This is a genomic window from uncultured Martelella sp. (assembly GCF_963677965.2).
Lineage (GTDB): Bacteria > Pseudomonadota > Alphaproteobacteria > Rhizobiales > Rhizobiaceae > Martelella > Martelella mangrovi.
In genome coordinates this window covers 3,007,468-3,025,981 of record NZ_CAXXFM010000001.1, presented here as the reverse complement: position 1 = coordinate 3,025,981, position 18,514 = coordinate 3,007,468, and the positions used below count along the sequence as shown (strand labels likewise).

Sequence of the window (18,514 nt, the reverse complement as noted above, 5' to 3'; positions counted from 1 at the left end):
GCCTCACGGGGCGCATTTCGGCTGGGGCCATTCTCGTTAACATCATAATCAGGGGGGATGAAGGAGCGTTTGGTGCCAAGCGGCTTTCCGGCCGCCGGGCGCTCCTCAAAGGACCCGGCAACCGCTGTTAAGGCCGAGAAGAAGGAGCGAGTTTGGTGCGCGCATGACAGCAGGAGCGGCACGCATGCCACCCGAAATATTGCCTTGTCGATATGCAACCAAAGTAATCATGCCAAATTCCATAACCGCAACGCAGATCGATTGCAACGCAAAATCGCGTTCGGTCATCAGCCGATTTTTCGAGAGATATGCTTGATACCGATGAAGGCAAGGCTGCAGGCGCATTCTGGAATGCCACACGAACGGCACCGGCAATGCTGTAGAAGAGCTTACGCCGCAGCTTCGGCCCATGCCTTGGAGGAACAGGACATGTGCCTGCGAAAGCGTCATTGCGCTCAAGAGCTTGAGCGGGATGGATGCCCGGATCAAATCCGGGCATGACACCTGAGGAAAGGCCGCAGTGACATGAACCTCTACGGCTCAGCACTTGCGGCCGGCAGACAGGATCAGATTTCGTCCTGGCTGGTGATAATGCGCGATACGAGGCCGTATTCGATCGCCTCGTCGGCGGAGAGCCAGTAGTCGCGGTCGATATCCTTGGCGATCTTCTCTGCCGGCTGACCGGTGGCGTCGGAGAAAATCTTGATCAGGCGCTCGTTCATCTTGATGATTTCACGGGCCTGAATTTCGATATCGGATGCCGGACCACGGGTGCCGCCGGAGGGCTGGTGCAGCAGGAAGCGGGTATTGGGCAGGCAGATGCGCTGCTCCTTGGGCGAGGCTGCATAGATCAGCGCGCCGGCGGATGCGACCCAGCCCGAACCGATCATGATGACCTTCGGCTTGATGAACTTGATCATGTCGTGGATCGAGTCACCCGATTCCACATGGCCACCCGGCGAATTCACGAATACGCGGATATCCTCATCGGATACGGCAGCCATCGCCACCAGCTGCGAGCAGACGCGCTGGGCGAGTTCCTGCGTGATCGGGCCGTAGATGAAGATCGACCGCGACTTGAACAAATTGGCTTCGGCTTCCTTGCCCAGGGGCAGTTCGGTCTTCTTGTCGTCTTCTTCGTCGCTCATTCGGCATCTCCAGGAATCAGGTTTCAGTTACCCGACTTAATGCGAATATCCGGTCAATACAATGTCTCCGGCCATTCCGAATGCCGACACGCAGCAAATCGCCGTATGCGCCTTGAAACAGCGACGCACGGGCCCCACGTCCTGACAGTCAATCCTTACCGGACCCCGGCCCGGCACATCCGATCCGTTTTGCCCGAAATCGCTGAACAGCCATCTGCGGCAAAACCGGCCATTCATAAAAATCTGAAAGGACAGGACCGTGCGTTACAACCGACTTGGAAAATCCGGCCTGAAAGTTTCCGAACTCTGCCTCGGCACCATGACCTTCGGCGGCAGGGGCATGTGGACAGCCATCGGCGAACTCGACCAGAGCGCCTCTGAAGAACTGGTCAAGATGGCAATCGATTCAGGCATCAACTTCATCGATACGGCGAATGTCTATTCCGAGGGCCTGTCGGAAAAGATCACCGGCCAGGCTATCAAAAATCTCGGCATCCCGCGCGACGAAGTGGTGATCGCCACCAAGGTGTTCGGCGGCATGGGTGAAGGGCCGAACAGCCGCGGCTCGTCGCGCTATCACATCATGGAGCAGGTCAAGAACAGCCTGTCGCGGCTGCAGACCGACCATATCGACCTCTACCAGCTTCACGGTTTCGACAACACCACACCGATCGAGGAGACGCTCGAGGCGCTGGACACGCTCGTCCGCCACGGTCATGTGCGCTATGTCGGCGTTTCCAATTGGGCGGCATGGCAGATCGCCAAGGCGCTCGGCATTTCGGAACGGAAGGGGCTTGCCTCCTTCCAGTCGCTGCAGGCCTATTACACCATTGCCGGCCGCGACCTCGAACGCGAGATCGTGCCGATGCTGAAATCCGAGGGCGTCGGGCTGATGGTCTGGTCGCCGCTTGCCGGCGGTTTCCTCTCCGGCAAATACGACCGCAACAACCAGACCGACGGCGAAGGCCGGCGTGTCGAATTCGACTTCCCGCCCGTCGACAAGGAACGCGGCTTTGCAACCATCGACGTGATGCGCGAGATCGCGGACGCCAAGGGCGTTTCGGTGGCGCAGATCGCGCTTGCCTGGCTGCTCTACCAGCCTGCGGTCACCAGCGTCATCGTCGGCGCCAAACGGCCGGATCAGCTGAAAGACAATATCAGCTCAACCGATGTCGAACTGACGGCGGCGGAGATGGAACGGCTCGACGCTGTTTCCGCACTGCCGCGAGAATATCCCGGCTGGATGCTCGAGCGGCAATCCGGCGGCGAAACCGCGTCACCGCCGCGCGTTCCGAAATAAACGAAGCAACACCTTTGCCTTCTCTCAGGCTGTCCGGAAAACCGGGCAGCCTTTTTCGTCGGTCCATACGTCATTTTCCGTGTAGACAAAAACGGACCGGCGGCGATAGCATTGCTGTTGCTGATTTTCATGCGCGCTATCCGCGCATCCACCAAAAGAGGGAACAATGTTCAAGCGCATCGCCAAACGCGCCGGCCTTTCCGCCGGCCTTCTTCTCGCAGCCGCAGCACCGGCCTTTGCCCACCTGAACCCGGCCGAGCACGGCTCGTTCATGGCCGGTTTCTCGCACCCGCTCTTCGGCGCCGACCATATTCTGGCGATGGTTGCCGTCGGCATCTGGGCGGCGATGATCGGCGGACGGGCGATGCTGATCGTACCGGCCACCTTTGTCATCACCATGGGCATCGGCTTCGCGCTGGCGCTTGGCGGCGCATCCCTGCCCTTCGTCGAACCCGCCATTCTGGCGTCCGTCGTCGGCCTCGGCCTGCTGGTGGCGCTTGCCGTCAAGGTGCCGACCCCGGTTTCCGCCGCCGTCGTTGCCGTTTTCGCGCTGTTCCACGGTTTTGCCCATGGCACGGAACTCGGCGGCGCAGGGGCTGTCACCTTCGGTCTCGGTTTCATGGCCGGTACGGCGCTTCTGCATGCCGCCGGTGTTGGCCTCGGCGTCGGCCTCAACCGCTTCGGCGGCATGACTCTATCGCGCATTCTGGGTGCAGCCACCGCGCTTGCCGGTGTCGCAATGATGGCCGGCTGAAACATTCACATCCATATATGCGAAAGGCGGCACCGTGTGGAGCCGCCTTTTTTGTGTTCACCCGCGCCCGCGATAGGGTGCTACACCCTGATCGGGCAGCCAGACGCCTTCGGGCGGTGCGCCGGTCTGCCAGAAAACGTCGATGGGAATGCCGCCGCGCGGATACCAGTAGGCGCCGATACGCAGCCATTTCGGCTCCAGCAGTGCGACGATGCGTTTGGCAATATAGATCGAGCAGTCCTCGTGAAAGGCGCCGTGATTGCGGAAGGAATGCAGAAACAGCTTCAGCGACTTCGATTCGACCAGCCATTCACCCGGAATATAATCGATGACGATATGGGCGAAATCGGGCTGGCCGGTCATCGGGCAGAGCGAGGTGAATTCGGGTGCGGTGAAACGCACCACGAAATCCGTTCCGGCTTCGCTGAACGGCACTTTTTCAAGCTTTGCCTCTTCCGGTGAGGACGGTGCATCGACAGCTTGGCCGAGTTGAGACAGGCCGGAAACATCTGTTTTGACCATCGGTCTTCCTTTCAGTTGATCCTGACCCGCACGCCGTGCGGTTTTTCGCCTTCCGGCTCGACATGGATGGCCAGGGAAGCACCCGGGATCGCCTTCTTGATGGCGGCCTCGAGACGGTCGCAGATATCGTGTGCATCGCCGACCGGCATGGTTTCGTGCACCACCAGATGAAAATCGATGAAGGCCGCGGAACCGGCGCGGCGCGTCTTCAGATCATGCACGCCAAGCGACCCCTCGGCGTTTTCGCGGATTGCCTGACGGATCGCGTCTTCCTCATCATTGGTCAGCGCCACATCCATCAGCCCGCCGACGGATTCGGCAATCAACCGCCAGCCGGTATAGAGAATGTGGGCCGCGACCAGCAGCGCGATCAGCGGATCGAAGATCGCATAGCCCGTGGCAAGAGCAACGCCCAGCCCGAGGACAACGCCGACGGAGGTCACGACATCGGTGCGGATATGCTTGCCGTCTGCCACCATTGCCGGAGAGCGCAGGCTCTGCCCTGCCCTGATCAGCACATAGGCCCAGACGCCGTTGATCAGGCTCGCCACGATATTGACGGCAAGGCCGAGGCCGACATCGGTCGGCATGACTGGATGGAAAACTTCGCCGAAGGCCTCGCGAAAAATCAGCAAGGCCGCAACGACGATGGCCACACCCTCGACAACGGCAGAGATATACTCGGCCTTGTGATGGCCGAACTGATGGTCATGGTCGGCGGGCTTCGATGCGTAGACGATCGCAACGAAGGTTGCGATCGAAGCCACCACGTTGACGATGGATTCCAGCCCGTCGGAAAGCAATGCCACCGAGCCGGTGACGTACCAGGCCAGAAGCTTGATCGACAGAACCAGGAGCGAGAGCGGTATCGTCCAGAATGCCAGTGTTCGCGTACGGCTCGCGCCGTCGCCTTGTGCATCACCACCAGTCATTGGATTGTCCCGTTTCGCTTGAATGACAAGGCCGGCCGGCGCATCCGCCGAACCGGCCTCATCGGTTTGCTAACGCCTTGTCACGACAAAGGCAAGACAGTCCTCAGCCGGCAGCCCTTCGCCCGGAAAGCGCCTCGCCGGACCGACCGGTCAGCCGGCCCACGACATTTTCGATGATCCGCATGCCGGCATCGCCGCCAAGCGTCATGATCGATTCGGGGTGGAACTGCACAGCCGCCACCGGCTCGCTGACATGTTCGATCCCCATGACGATGCCATCATCGGTTTCCGCCGAGATCGTGAAATCGGTCGGAAGCTCGACGGCATCGGCAAAGATCGAGTGATAGCGGCCGACGGTGATTTCACCCGGCAGGCCGTCGAAAATCCGTCCATGCTCGAGAATGCGGATACGCGACGGTTTGCCGTGCATGGGCACGGCAAGCTGGCGCAGAGATCCGCCATAGGCTTCCGCCAGCGCCTGAAGGCCAAGGCAGACACCGAAGATCGGCAGATCACGGCTGCGCGCCTTCTTGATGGTGGCCTTGGTGTCGAAATCCTTCGGGCTGCCCGGCCCCGGCGACAACACGACAAGATCGGGATTGACCCGGTCGAAGGTCTCGTCTGCCACCGGCGAGCGCACGGTGGAAACCTCAGCCCCCGTCTGGCGGAAGTAATTGGCCAGCGTGTGGACGAAACTGTCCTCGTGATCGACGAGCAGGATCTTGAGCCCTGCCCCTGCCCTGGAGACCGAGCGTGCAGCCGGTTCCAGTTTTCCGGTTTCCGCCTCGCGAATGGCGGCAAGCATGGCTGAAGCCTTCAATTCGGTCTCCGCCTCTTCTTCCTGCGGGTTGGAATCATAAAGCAGCGTGGCCCCGGCGCGCACTTCCGCAACGCCCTGCTTGACGCGGATGGTCCTCAGCGTCAGGCCGGTATTCATGTCGCCGTTGAAGCCAACCATGCCGATGGCCCCGCCATACCAGGCGCGCGGGCTTTTCTCGTGGTTTTCGATGAACCGCATGGCCCAGAGCTTCGGCGCGCCGGTGACCGTCACCGCCCAGGCGTGGCTGAGGAAAGCGTCGAAGGCATCCATGCCCGCGCGCAACCGGCCCTCGATATGATCGACGGTGTGGATGAGGCGCGAATACATCTCGATCTGGCGACGGCCGATGACCTTGACCGAACCCGGCTCGCAGACCCGGCTCTTGTCGTTGCGGTCGACATCGGAACACATGGTCAGTTCCGATTCGTCCTTCTGCGAGTTCAGCAGTTTCAGGATCTGCTGGCTGTCGGCAATCGGGTCCTCGCCGCGCTTGATCGTGCCGGAAATCGGGCAGGTCTCGACCCGCCTGCCGGTGACGCGCACGAACATTTCCGGCGATGCGCCGATCAGATATTCCTGATTGCCGAGATTGATGAAGAAGGAATAGGGCGACGGATTGGTGGCCTTCAACCGCTTGGAGATCGCCGATGGCTTGGTGGCGCAGCGTTCCATGAACTTCTGGCCCGGGACCGCCTCGAACAGGTCGCCGCGCACGAAGCTTTCCTTCGCCTTGACCACCAGTTCGGCATATTCGCCCGGCTTGTGATCGCTTTTCGGCGGCAGGCTGTTGGACGGTGTGAACGGTTCCGGCGCAATGTCGCCGGGCCGGCCTTCCGTCGTCAGCCCGTCCTTTTCGAATTCATAATGGTCGATCCAGGCCTTGGCGGCGTGGTTATCGACCATCAGCACTTCGTCGGGCAGAAACAGCACCATATCGCGCTGGTCGTCGGGGCGTTCCAGCTTCAGATTGATAGCGTCGAACTGGAAGGCGAGGTCGTAACCAAACGCGCCGTAAAGGCCGAGACTGGCGTCTTCCTCGGAATAGAACAGATCGACAATCGCCCGCAGCACGGTAAACACCGTCGGCGCCTTGGAGCGTTCTTCCTCGGTGAACTGGCGGTCGGGTTCGGCAACCTTGAGGTCGATGCGCCGGTCGTCTCGCGAAACGATCGAGACTTCATCAAGACCGTCGAGAACCGGGAAAATCAGCGCCAGCAGGGCCTCGCCGCGGCCGTTGAAGGCTTCGAGCCACATCGTCCGGCCATGACAGGAGATCGCGACCGGCGGATCGATGACCGCGGTATCCCAGCGGGTATAACGGCCCGGATATTCGTAATTGGAGGACAGCACCGCGCCACGGCGCTCATCCAGCCGTTCGATATAGCTTGAAACGGAATCGCCATAGGGCACGAACCGTCGCGTCCGGGTGATCTTCACCCCGCCTTTGGTCAGATAGCTCTCCCCGCCATCGGGCCGTTCATGAAGGCTCATTGTCGTTTGCTCCACCTTGTTTTTCGCGGAAGGCCGGGGCTTGTCCCCTTCCTCGCGACATCAATCGTTAGACCCCGGAAGGAGGCGGCCCGACATAGCAAAAAAGCCGCCTCGGTCTGAGGGCGGCTTTGTCTGATCAGATAGACATGCGTGATCGCGGCCGCCTTTAGCGAGCCCACCACCAGTTAGCAATGTTCATCTCAATCGTGATCATGGCAACTTTCTAGCGCAAGCGGACAGAGCTGGCAAGCGGCAAGAAAACAGCCGCCTCACCTCAGCCTTTTGGCGCGTCCATACGTACATGGATGAAAAACACATTTCACCGGGCAACGCTTGCCCTCACGCGCGCGCAAGAATAATCCGGACCTTAAAAGACACTGAAAACCAAGCATGAAAAGGGAGGCAGGCATGCCGCAACCCGCTGAAAGCAGGCACTGGTGGAAAGAGGCTGTCGCCTACCAGATCTACCCACGTTCATTTGCCGATTCCAATGGCGACGGCATCGGCGACATTCCCGGCATTATCGAAAAGCTGGATCATGTCGCCGGGCTCGGCATCGATGTCATCTGGCTGTCGCCGCATTTCGATTCGCCGAACGCAGATAACGGCTACGATATCCGCGACTACCGCAAGGTGATGGCCGAATTCGGCACCATGGCCGATTTCGACCGGTTGCTGGCGGAGATCAAAAAGCGCGGCATGCGGCTGATCATCGACCTTGTGGTCAACCACACCAGCGACGAACATGAATGGTTCGTGGAAAGCCGATCCGCGCGCGACAGCGACAAGCGCGACTATTACATCTGGCGCGACGGTGCCAAGGGGGTTCCCAACAATTTCGTTTCCTATTTCGGCGGCTCCGCCTGGGAAAAGGACGCGGCGACCGGCGACTACTACCTGCATTATTTCGCAAAGAAACAGCCCGACCTCAACTGGGACAATGAGAAGGTCCGCACGCAAGTCTACGACCTGATGCGCTTCTGGCTCGACAAGGGCGTCTCCGGCTTCCGCATGGATGTCATCCCCTTCATCTCCAAGAATTTCGATTTTCCGGACCTGACGGAAGAGGAAATGAAGGACCCCGGCCGGGTCTATGCTTCCGGCCCGCGCCTGCATGAATATCTGCAGGAGATGAACCGCGAAGTGCTCTCGCATTACGACTGCATGACCGTGGGCGAGGCTGCCGGCGTTTCCGACGCGCAAACGCCGCTCTTCGTCGACGAGGCCCGCAACGAACTCAACATGATCTTCAACTTCGCCGTGGTCATGCTCGACCGCGACGGCTGGCGCCACAAGGAGCGCAAGCTGACAGACCTGAAGGCGACCTTCGACCGGCTCGACAAGGCCGTCGGCATGACCGGGTGGAACACCGTCTTCCTCGGCAATCACGACCAGCCGCGCACGGTCAGCCATTTCGGCGATCCGGCCCCGGAATTCCGCGCGCTATCGGCCAAGGCGCTGGCGACCATGATGCTGACCATGCGCGGCACCCCGTTCATCTATCAGGGCGAGGAAATCGGCATGGTCAATTACCCGTTCACCGATCTCGACCAGTTCGACGATATCGAGGTGCGCGGGCTCCGGCAGGATTACGTCGACACCGGCAAGGCGAGCGCGGAAGAACTGCTTGAAAACCTCAACAAGGTCAGCCGCGACCACGCCCGCACGCCAATGCAATGGGACGCATCGAAAAACGCCGGCTTCACCACAGCTGAAAAGCCATGGCTCGCCGTCAATCCGAACTATCACGAGATCAATGCCGAAGCCGCGCGGGCCGATGAAAACTCGATCTATCATCACTACCGCAGACTGATCGCCCTGCGCCACGAAACCCCTGCCCTCACCTACGGCACCTATGAGGACCTGGCACCCGATCATGACGCGGTATTCGCCTTCGAGCGCAGACTTGATGACGCACGACTGATCACCGCGATCAATTTTTCCCGCGTTCCGGTTATGTGGAAACATGACGGGCTTAAAGGCGCGAACGTGCTGATCTGCAATGATGACCGGCGCGAAGAAACACTGCCAAGCGAAGAAGCAACGCTTCTTCCATGGGAGGCACTGGTTCTCAAAGCGTCGGTATAAGGGACTGCGGATCAAAGCAAAAACGGCGCCCGCGAGGCGCCGTTTGCTTGAAGTCTGAACCGTCGATCAGGCCAGCCGGCCATGGCAGTGCTTGAATTTCCGGCCGGAACCGCAGGGACACGGGTCATTGCGGCCGGTGTTTCTCCACTCGTCGGGCAGTGAAGCCGTCTCAGAAGCACCGGCAGCGGGTGCCACCTCGTTTTCGCCCGTATCCGGGTCGACATGGCTTGCCTGCAACTGGGCCGGATCGACAGCCGGTTCCGGCTGCGGCGGGTTCTCGCGCACGAGCTGGACACGCGAAAGCTGCGAGACGGCAACCTCACGCATATTGCCGAGCAGCGCCTGAAACAGTTCGAAAGCCTCGGCCTTGTATTCCTGCAGCGGATCGCGCTGGGCGTAACCACGAAAGCCGATGACCGAACGCAAATGGTCGAGATTGACGATGTGCTCGCGCCAGAGATGATCGAGCGCCTGCATGGTGACCTGACGCTGAACATATTTCATCACGTCGGGGCCGAACTGTTCGGCCTGCTTGGCGCGAACCGCCTCGGCCTCTTCGGCTGCGGCGTTGATCCGCTCGAGGATTTCGGGCTCTGCGATACCGTCTTCGGCGGCCCATTCCTCAATCGGCAGGTCAAGGTTGAGGATATGGAGGCAATCTTCCTTCAGGCCCGCCACGTCCCACTGTTCCGCATAAGCCCGTTCGGGAATGCGGCGGCTCACGGCGTTTTCGATGACTTCGTGGCGCATATCCTCGACGATGTCCGAGATATCGTCGGAATCCATCAGTTCCTTGCGCTGGTCGAAGACCACCTTGCGCTGGTCGTTGAGCACGTCGTCATATTTCAGAAGGTTCTTACGAATGTCGAAGTTGCGGGCCTCGACCTTCTTCTGTGCGCGCTCCAGCGCCTTGTTGATCCACGGATGAACAATCGCCTCGCCTTCCTTCAGGCCAAGCTTCTGCAGCATGCTTTCCATCCGGTCGGAACCGAAGATGCGCATCAGGTCATCCTGCAGCGACAGGTAGAATTTCGAACGGCCGGGGTCGCCCTGACGGCCGGAACGACCGCGCAGCTGATTGTCGATACGGCGGCTTTCGTGGCGTTCGGTGGCGATCACATAGAGGCCGCCGGCGGCCAGCGCCTGTTCCTTCAGCCGGGCGGCATCCTCGCGGATTGCCTGTTCCTTGGCCTCACGTTCCGGACCGGGCGGCGTGAACTTGCGTTCCACCTCGACGCGTTCGCCCTGGTCATTGACGACGATATCGGTGCCCGGTTCGAGATAGCCGAGTTCTTCCTGGATCCGCATTTCCAGATTGCCGCCGAGCTGAATGTCGGTACCGCGACCGGCCATGTTGGTGGCGATGGTCAAGGCGCCGGGAACACCGGCCTGGGCAACGATGAAGGCCTCGTTTTCATGATAACGGGCGTTCAGGATCTTGAAATCGTCGATGCCGTCACGTTTCAGCGCGGCGGCCAGAAGCTCGGACTTTTCAATCGAGGTGGTGCCGACCAGAACCGGCTGGCCCTTTTCCTTGGCCGCCTTGATCTCCTCAACAATCGCCAGATATTTCTCGTGAACGGTCAGATAGACCTCATCATCCTCGTCAAGACGGATGATCGGCAGGTTGGTCGGCACTTCAACGACATCAAGGCCGTAGATATTGCCGAATTCTTCCGCTTCCGTTGCCGCCGTACCGGTCATGCCGGCCAGCTTGTCATACATGCGGAAATAGTTCTGGAAGGTGATCGAGGCGAGCGTCTGGTTTTCCGGCTGGATCTTGACGCCTTCCTTGGCTTCCAGCGCCTGATGCTGCCCTTCGGAATAACGCCGGCCCGGCATCATGCGGCCGGTGAATTCGTCGATGATCACCACTTCGCCGTCGCGCACGATGTAATCCTTGTCACGGGAGAACATCTTGTGCGCTTTCAGCGCATTGTTGAGGTGGTGCACGATGGCGACGTTTTCGACATCATAGAGCGAAGCGCCCTTCATCTGCCCAGACTCGGTCAGAAGCTGTTCAAGCCGCTCCATCCCCTTTTCGGAAAAGTTGGCGGAGCGCTGCTTCTCGTCGATTTCGTAGTCATCCTCATCCAGCGTCGGGATAACCTTGTCCATGGCGACGTAAAGATCGGAGCGGTCATCCAGCGGACCGGAAATGATCAGCGGCGTACGCGCTTCATCGACGAGGATGGAGTCAACTTCGTCGACGATGGCATAGTTGTGGCCGCGCTGAACCATTTCGGAGCGCTGCATCTTCATGTTGTCGCGCAGATAATCGAAGCCGAGCTCGTTATTGGTGGCGTAGGTGATATCGCATTCATAGGCCGCCCGGCGCTGCTGGTCGTCGAGACCATGATGGATCACGCCCGTCGTCAGGCCGAGGAAGCCGTAAAGCCTGCCCATGTTCTCGCTGTCACGCCGTGCCAGATAATCATTGACCGTGACGACGTGGACGCCCTTGCCCGAAAGCGCGTTCAGATAGACGGGAAGGGTAGCAACCAGCGTCTTACCTTCACCGGTCTTCATTTCGGCAATGGCGTTTTCATGCAGGATCATGCCGCCGATCAGCTGCACATCGAACGGCCTCAGGCCGAGAACGCGGCGGGACGCCTCCCGCGCAACGGCAAATGCTTCAACAAGAAGGTCGTCCAGGCTCTTGCCTTCGGCGATCTGCTTTTTGAATTCTTCGGTTTTCGCCTTGAGCTCATCGTCCGAAAGCGCCGCGATCTGTTCTTCAAGCGCATTGATTGCAGCCACGCGGGGTTTGTAGGATCGAATACGGCGTTCATTGGCCGAACCGAACAATTTGCGGGCTACGCCACCGAGTGAGACCATTTCAATAGCTCTTTCCGAACGTTGTCATATCTATCCTGTACGTGGCGCCGTACAGACGCACTTCTGACAAGCAGGGTCCAGCTTGCTTTCCGGTGCTTTACTGGACGCGGGCTTGGCAGACAGATAAGAGGGGGGTTGGGGGATGTCAACGTCAAACGCCGCACCACAATGGCCACATTTGTATGTTGCCGCTCTTCCAGCGCGCCGTTTCACATTAAAAGGCTGTAAGGATGCAACACATTTCGGTCTGGCACGTTGACGGCTGACAGCGCTTTTACCACATGCGCCTGATCGACCAGCGCACACGGCGGAACAGCTGGTTTCGCCAAACAACACAACAAAGGTGATTTCATGCAGAAAAGACATTTGGCAGCCGCGGCACTTCTGGCGACGACCGTCAGCTTCGCAGTTCCCTCCTTCGCCCAGGACAGCAGTTCGGCGTCGGACGAGACAGTCGTTGCAACCGTTGCCGGCGAACCGATCACCCAGTCGGAACTGCAGAGCACGGTGGAAAAATTCCAGGGCCAGTTCGGCCAGATGCCTGAAGAACAGGTCCGTGCTATCGCGCTTTCAAGCCTGATCGACATGAAGGTGATTGCCGAAGCCGCAGAAAAGGACGGCATCGACGAGACCGAGGCGTTCAAGACGCGAATGGAAGAGCTGCGCCAGGAAGAGCTTTACAACGCGTTTTTCGACCAGAAGATCAATTCTGAAATCACACCGGAAATGCTGAAGGAACGTTACGACGAGGAAATCGCCAACGCTCCGAAACAGGAAGAAGTCCACGCCCGCCACATTCTGGTCGACAGTGAAGAAGAGGCCCAGGACATCATCAAGCAGCTCGACGACGGCGCAGATTTCGCCGAACTCGCCGAACAGCACTCGACCGGCCCGTCCGCCTCCAATGGCGGCGATCTCGGCTACTTCTCCAAGGGCCAGATGGTTCCCGAATTCGAGGAAGCCGCATTCGCACTCGAGCCCGGCGCCTACACCGAAACCCCGGTCAAGACCCAGTTCGGCTATCACGTGATCGAGGTCGAGGACATGCGCGAAAAGGCGCCGGTTCCGTTCGAGCAGATCGAGCCGCAGCTCAGGCAGCTCATTGCCAGCGAGAAATATAACGAGGTCGTCAGCAAGCTGAAAACCGACGACAAGATCGTGATCGAAGATAAGGACTTGCAAGAGGCCTACGACAACGTCAATAAAATGCAGTAATCAAAACCACCCGGCCCGCGCATTGTTCGCGGGCCGGATTTTTCGAGGCCTGCCATGACGACCGCTGTATCCCCGCTTGCCCCCAAATCGTTTCCGCCGATGCCGCCGATTGACGGTGTGCAGATTGCGACCGCCGCCGCCGGTATCAAATACAAGGGGCGGACGGATGTCATGATGATGCGCTTCGATGAGACCGCCGCCGTTGCCGGTCTCTTTACCCGTTCCAGATGCCCTTCCGCACCTGTTGACCTTTGCCGCGCCAATCTTCCCGGCGGGGCGGCCCGCGTTCTGGTGGTCAATTCCGGCAATGCCAATGCCTTCACCGGCAAGAAGGGAGCAGAGGCAACCGCGCTGACCGCAAAGACCGCGGCCGAAGCCGTCAATTGCGCCGAAAGCGATGTGTTCCTCGCCTCCACCGGCGTCATCGGCGAACCGCTCGACGCCTCGAAATTCACTGACGTTCTTTCAGACATGGCGGCGGACGCCCGGCCCGACATGTGGCTTGAGGCGGCCAGGGCGATCATGACCACGGATACCTATCCGAAGGTCGCGACACGCGGCGCCACGATCGACGGTGTTTCGGTAACCCTCAACGGCATTGCCAAGGGCGCCGGCATGATCGCGCCCGACATGGCCACGATGCTTTCCTTCATCGCGACCGATGCAGCGGTTTCGGCGGGCGCCCTTCAGCAGCTTCTGGCCGAAGGCGTGGGCGCAAGCTTCAATGCTGTGACGATTGACAGCGACACCTCCACCTCGGACACCGTTCTGGCCTTTGCCACCGGCAAGGCTCCCGGACAGGACCTGGTCAGCGACGCATCCGATCCGCGCCTTGACGATTTCCGCGCAGCACTTCATGCGCTGATGCAAGACCTCGCGCTTCAGGTCGTGCGCGACGGCGAAGGCGCGCGCAAGATGGTGACCGTCCGCGTGACGGGCGCCGAAGACGACCGCGCCGCCGGCGTGATTGCGCGTTCGATTGCCAATTCGCCGCTGGTCAAGACCGCCGTTGCCGGCGAAGATGCCAATTGGGGCCGCGTCGTCATGGCCGTCGGCAAGGCCGGGGAAAAGGCCGACCGCGACCGCCTCGCCATCTGGTTCGGCGATATCCGCGTGGCTTTCAACGGCGAACGCGATCCCGACTACACGGAAGAATTCGCCGCTGCGGTGATGCGCGAAGACGAAATCACCATCCGCGCCGATATCGGCATCGGCAGCGGTCAGGCCACCATCTACACCTGCGACCTGACCAAGGATTATGTCGCCATCAACGGCGATTATCGCAGCTGATTATCGCCGGGCGGCCGCGTTGCCTTCGGGCAACACCGGCCGCCTCAAGCGAAAGCCTTGTATTTACACACCTGCCCGATCCCGACTAGATGAACAAAAACAACGATAACGTCGCGACAGGATCGGAATGCAGGTGAGTGCGGATCTTCCACTTGTGCGTCGCCTTGAAGCCATGGGGTTGCGCGCATGGCCGGCAAAAAACGTACTTTATGACGGGGCATGGCAGCTTCGGCTGACAGCGGGTCACCCGTCCAAACGACTAAACAGCCTGTCTGTTCTCGATCAGTCGGATATTTCCGATATCGAGATCAGGTTCGAGAAGGCACGCCGTCATTACGCTGCCTTCGGACGCCCGCTTCTGGTGCGCGAAACACCGCTGACGCCGACGGCCCTTGTCGAATATCTCACCGCCGAAGCAGCCGAACCCTTCGACACGACCGTCGTCATGACCCTTGAACTCGACACGTTTCAACCCGACGAAGGGGTTGAATTGCTGCCGAGCCAGGATGTCGGCCGTTTCGTCGGAGCCGCATTGAAGGTCAATCCCGTGGCGGAGCTGACGCGCGCCGGCCTTGCCGAAGTGATCACGGCGATCAAGCCGGCCCACGGCTTTTTCATTCGCGAGCAGGATGACGGCGAACCGGTTGCAGCCGGGCTGTGTGTGCATGATTTCGACATGGCCGGCATCGAGGCCCTGGCCGTTTCCCCGCAAATGCGGCGCACGGGACACGGGCGCAAGCTGACGACCGGCATGCTGCGCTGGCTGAAAAGCCGCGGCGCGCGCACCGTCTGGCTGCAGGTTACCGAAAGCAATGCCGCAGCACTTTCCCTTTATCGCTCCTTCGGCTTCACGGAAGCCTACAGATACCGCTACTGGCGGGAAAAGGCCGACACATGACGGACAGGAAACTGCTGCTGGTCACAGCCTGCGCCCTGATCGATACGGACGGACGCATCCTGCTGGCACAGCGCCCCGAAGGCAAAAACCTGGCAGGTCTGTGGGAATTTCCCGGTGGCAAGGTGGAAAACGGCGAAACGCCGGAGGCCAGCCTGATCCGCGAAATGGAAGAGGAGCTGGGCATTACCACAAAGCCCGATTGCCTCGCGCCGCTGACCTTCGCAAGCCACACCTATGAGACATTTCACCTTCTTATGCCGCTGTTCGTCTGCCGCCGCTATCAGGGCATTCCCTCCGGCAGGGAAGGTCAGGCCATCAAATGGGTACGGGCGAAGGACCTGCGCGACTACCCCATGCCGCCGGCCGATGAGCCGCTGATCCCCATCCTGCAGGATCTTCTCTAACGCTCGCTGCCGGAAAGAAAGCGTCTCCGGCGTATGATTTCCGACGCGATGGCATCCGCCACGCTTGCAACCCTTTGCGAACCGATAAGATCGCCATGGGTGACGAGCAGGATCGGACGCTCCATCACGCCCCCGCCCGGCAACCGGTCTTCAAGAAGCCGAAGCCCCTCGCCTGCGAGAAAATGCGGCAATACCGCCTTGCCGACACCACGCCGCACGGCCTCAAGCTGGCCGACGAAGGTGTTAACGGTAAAGCGTCCGCTGTTTGCCGAGGTAAAGGCATCCAGCCAGCCAAGCGGCACTGCAAGGCTTTCCGAATAGGGCCAGGTCACGACCCGTGCGGGCACCTCGCCGTCTGACGGGCCGTAAAGTCCGAACCCCATGGTCGCAAGCTGACGAACCTTGAGATTGCCGCGCTCCGGCCGCACCATCCTCAAGGCAAGGTCTGCATCATGTCTTTGCATGTTGACGGCAGTTGTCGAAAACGTGATCTCGACGTCGAGCCCGGGGTTTTCGGCAAGCAGCGGCGCAAGTGCGGGAACCACGAAACCGCCGACAAGGCTTTCGACGCTTGCCACGCGAACCTGCCCGCGAATGCCGACATCGTCATGCGCCTGTAACTGCATGTTGCGGACGGCAAGCTCCACCGCCTCCGCGCGGGCAAGCAGGGCCTCGCCCTGATCGGTCAGCGTGTAGCCGCTTTGATGCCTCAGGAAAAGCGGCACGCCAAGCGCCTGCTCCATACGCTCGATGCGCCTGGCGACGGTGGCCACACCGCTTTTGAGTTGCGCAGCGGCGGCAGAGAGCGTGCCCTCGCGCGCAAGGGCGAGGAAAACACGATTATCGTCCCAGTTGAATTGTCCCACTGATCTTCCATTTTCGGAAAACAATATACCGACATTCGATATATCATACTCTTTTTCGGAAAGGCACTCTCCCGGCACATCTGAAACAGACGAGGTTGCCATGTCCGCAACGAATGACATTTTGCCCAATCACGCCAATGCTCCCATCACCGACACATCGGCGCTGGGACTGAGCGCACTTTCCGCCATTTTCTGGGGAACGAATTTCGAGGCAACGCGCATTGCGCTGTCCGGCCTTCCACCATGGACGGCCGCGGCCCTGCGATTTGCGATCGCCGCCATCGCCATTCTGTTCTGGCTTCGCCTCAGCGGCGGTCTGGATTTCAGGGTGCTGCGGCGCAACCTGTTCGCCTATCTGGCGCTTGGTTGCGTCGGTGTGGCGGGGTTCAATGCCGCGCTGTTTCTGGGCATGCAGACCTCAAGTCCCGTTACCGCGGCGCTGATCATGGGCACGACCCCGCTGACCACGAACCTGATCGATGCCGTCCTGCAACGCCGCCTGCCGGCCGCCGGCGCCGTTTTGGGCATGGCGATCAGCCTGTTCGGGGTTTCGCTGACCGTCGGGGCCTTTTCCGGAACCCGCTTCACATCCGGCGATCTCCTGATCCTGGCCGGAAGCCTCGCCTGGGCGCTTTACACCATCGGCTGCAGGCGGGCCGTGACCGATGCCACGCCAATGCAGACCACCGCCTGGACGATGACCGCCGGCGCACTTGTCCTGCTGTTTGCCGCCTTCTTCTTCGAAACGCCGTTTACAGCACTCACGGTGTCAACTGCACCGGCACTCGGCGCGGTGTTGTGGATGGCGGTTGTCGGCTCCGTTCTTGCCTACATCTTCTGGCAGATCGGCATTGCCAAGCGGGGACCCGGCGCAACATCGGTGGTCTTCAACCTCGTACCGGTCTCCGCCCTCGTGATTGCGGCCGTGTTCGGCAGGATGCCCGACCTCTATCAGGTCGCAGGCGTCGCCATAGCAATCTTCGGCATTCTGCTGGCAAGCGGCAGGTTGCCGCGGCTGAAGGCCTCTAGCGCTTCAGCTTGATCTCCTCGGTGTTGAGCGCGTCGGCGAGGCGCGCCTTCGCCGAGCCGGGCTTCAGCGGCTTCTGCTGGCTTTCATGCGGCGCCCAGCCGGAAACATAGATGATCGAGAAGGTGGCGCGGATCCGGCCGTCGGGGTCGCTGTGCCGTTCGGCGTAGAGTTCGGCGGCGCGCAGGAAGAAGGCCCGGCTGACGGGCCGCGTCGAGCGGTCTGCCAGCGGGTTGGTCATGCCCATGGCCCGCAGATCCGCCATCAGGTCGAACAGCGTGTCGTAGCGGACGGTGTAATTCTCCTGATCGACCACCGGCAGCGCAAAGCCGGCGCGCTGCAGCAAACCGCCGATATCGCGCACATCGGCAAAGGGAATGACACGCGGACTGACCCCGCCATAAATCTCCGTTTCGGCCGTAATCAGACAGTCGCGCAGCTCGGCAAGCGTGCCGGAACCGGGGATTGCAGCCAGAAACAGCCCGTCCGGTTTCAAGGCACGGCGGGCCTGGATGAAATAGCCGGGCGTGTCATTGGTGAGATGCGCGACAAGCGGCGACAGCACAAGGTTGAGCGACTGATCCTCCAGTCCCGGCAGTTCCAGCGGGGCCACCGTGACCGCGGTGTCGGCGCCTGCAAAGGCCGCATCGCTTTCCACCCTTTGCATCCGGTCGATTTTGCCGGTGGCAAGCGCTGCCCTGGCAACCGTGCCGGTGACCCCGTGCAATTCAACGGCCTGCTCGAACTGCCGCTCGACGACGGCCAGCCGGTCGGCGATTTCTCCGGCAACGAGATCGAGCAGAAAATCGGCGCCGGGCTTTGCCGCACGCCAGGCTTTCAGCCGGTTCGCCTCCACGCGTCGTGCATCGAAAACCTGTTCCATCAATAGCGGCCTTTCCAGTTCACTCATCCTGCCAATTA

General features: G+C 60.4%; 16 protein-coding genes. 8 read left to right on the top strand and 8 right to left on the bottom strand.

Going from position 1 to position 18,514, the window contains the following annotated elements:
- Positions 1–105 precede the first annotated feature (105 nt).
- Positions 106–288 carry a hypothetical protein gene (locus ACHZCU_RS14105; RefSeq protein ID WP_146132362.1) on the bottom strand — a complete coding sequence of 61 codons (183 nt, stop codon included), beginning with the start codon at positions 286–288 and terminating at the stop codon, positions 106–108.
- 278 nt (positions 289–566) lie between these two features.
- The gene (locus tag ACHZCU_RS14100) at positions 567–1,148 is read right to left on the bottom strand and encodes an ATP-dependent Clp protease proteolytic subunit (protein ID WP_106311249.1); all 582 of its coding nucleotides are present in this window, start codon (positions 1,146–1,148) and stop codon (positions 567–569) included.
- 259 nt (positions 1,149–1,407) lie between these two features.
- Between ACHZCU_RS14100 and ACHZCU_RS14095 the strand changes: the two genes are divergently transcribed.
- Both ACHZCU_RS14095 and ACHZCU_RS14090 read left to right on the top strand, forming a co-directional pair.
- A complete protein-coding gene (locus ACHZCU_RS14095) occupies positions 1,408–2,448 on the top strand; it encodes an aldo/keto reductase (RefSeq protein WP_319519279.1) in 1,041 nt (346 codons plus the stop codon).
- Positions 2,449–2,626: 178 nt separating this feature from the next.
- Positions 2,627–3,202, top strand: coding sequence for a HupE/UreJ family protein (locus tag ACHZCU_RS14090; RefSeq protein ID WP_394706119.1), 576 nt, complete (start codon positions 2,627–2,629; stop codon positions 3,200–3,202).
- Between the two features lie 57 nt (positions 3,203–3,259).
- On the opposite strand, the gene queF is transcribed toward ACHZCU_RS14090, so the two are convergent.
- From queF to ACHZCU_RS14075, 3 genes are all read right to left on the bottom strand, one after another.
- Complete coding sequence (gene queF, locus ACHZCU_RS14085; RefSeq protein ID WP_106311241.1) at positions 3,260–3,724, bottom strand: preQ(1) synthase; 465 nt, start codon at positions 3,722–3,724, stop codon at positions 3,260–3,262.
- Positions 3,725–3,735: 11 nt separating this feature from the next.
- Positions 3,736–4,656: a cation diffusion facilitator family transporter gene (locus tag ACHZCU_RS14080; RefSeq protein WP_319519277.1), complete on the bottom strand. Its 921-nt coding sequence runs from the start codon at positions 4,654–4,656 to the stop codon at positions 3,736–3,738.
- Positions 4,657–4,759: 103 nt separating this feature from the next.
- Positions 4,760–6,967 carry an anthranilate synthase gene (locus ACHZCU_RS14075; protein ID WP_319519276.1) on the bottom strand — a complete coding sequence of 736 codons (2,208 nt, stop codon included), beginning with the start codon at positions 6,965–6,967 and terminating at the stop codon, positions 4,760–4,762.
- 408 nt (positions 6,968–7,375) lie between these two features.
- Between ACHZCU_RS14075 and ACHZCU_RS14070 the strand changes: the two genes are divergently transcribed.
- Positions 7,376–9,055, top strand: coding sequence for an alpha-glucosidase (locus ACHZCU_RS14070; protein ID WP_319519275.1), 1,680 nt, complete (start codon positions 7,376–7,378; stop codon positions 9,053–9,055).
- A 66-nt stretch (positions 9,056–9,121) separates the two neighbouring features.
- On the opposite strand, the gene secA is transcribed toward ACHZCU_RS14070, so the two are convergent.
- Complete coding sequence (gene secA, locus ACHZCU_RS14065; protein WP_319519274.1) at positions 9,122–11,893, bottom strand: preprotein translocase subunit SecA; 2,772 nt, start codon at positions 11,891–11,893, stop codon at positions 9,122–9,124.
- A gap of 351 nt (positions 11,894–12,244) precedes the next feature.
- Between secA and ACHZCU_RS14060 the strand changes: the two genes are divergently transcribed.
- The 4 genes from ACHZCU_RS14060 to mutT all read left to right on the top strand — a co-directional run bounded on the left by ACHZCU_RS14060 (position 12,245) and on the right by mutT (position 15,700).
- A complete protein-coding gene (locus ACHZCU_RS14060; RefSeq protein ID WP_106303342.1) occupies positions 12,245–13,108 on the top strand; it encodes a peptidylprolyl isomerase in 864 nt (287 codons plus the stop codon).
- 54 nt (positions 13,109–13,162) lie between these two features.
- Positions 13,163–14,398 (top strand): bifunctional glutamate N-acetyltransferase/amino-acid acetyltransferase ArgJ, encoded by a 1,236-nt coding sequence (gene argJ / locus ACHZCU_RS14055; RefSeq protein WP_319519273.1) that lies wholly within the window; start codon positions 13,163–13,165, stop codon positions 14,396–14,398.
- A gap of 133 nt (positions 14,399–14,531) precedes the next feature.
- Complete coding sequence (locus ACHZCU_RS14050; protein WP_394706066.1) at positions 14,532–15,296, top strand: GNAT family N-acetyltransferase; 765 nt, start codon at positions 14,532–14,534, stop codon at positions 15,294–15,296.
- Positions 15,293–15,700 carry an 8-oxo-dGTP diphosphatase MutT gene (gene mutT / locus ACHZCU_RS14045; protein ID WP_319519271.1) on the top strand — a complete coding sequence of 136 codons (408 nt, stop codon included), beginning with the start codon at positions 15,293–15,295 and terminating at the stop codon, positions 15,698–15,700. Before ACHZCU_RS14050 ends, mutT begins: the two co-directional genes overlap by 4 nt.
- Here the strand turns inward: mutT and ACHZCU_RS14040 are convergent.
- Positions 15,697–16,566, bottom strand: a complete 870-nt coding sequence (locus ACHZCU_RS14040; RefSeq protein WP_106303354.1) for a LysR family transcriptional regulator — start codon at positions 16,564–16,566, stop codon at positions 15,697–15,699. The genes mutT and ACHZCU_RS14040 overlap by 4 nt on opposite strands.
- A 100-nt stretch (positions 16,567–16,666) precedes the next feature.
- On the opposite strand from ACHZCU_RS14040, the gene ACHZCU_RS14035 reads away from it, so the two are divergent.
- Complete coding sequence (locus tag ACHZCU_RS14035) at positions 16,667–17,608, top strand: DMT family transporter (RefSeq protein ID WP_319519270.1); 942 nt, start codon at positions 16,667–16,669, stop codon at positions 17,606–17,608.
- Here the strand turns inward: ACHZCU_RS14035 and ACHZCU_RS14030 are convergent.
- Complete coding sequence (locus ACHZCU_RS14030) at positions 17,592–18,476, bottom strand: methyltransferase domain-containing protein (protein WP_319519269.1); 885 nt, start codon at positions 18,474–18,476, stop codon at positions 17,592–17,594. The two genes, ACHZCU_RS14035 and ACHZCU_RS14030, sit on opposite strands and share 17 nt — an antisense overlap.
- Between the last annotated feature and the right edge of the window lie 38 nt (positions 18,477–18,514).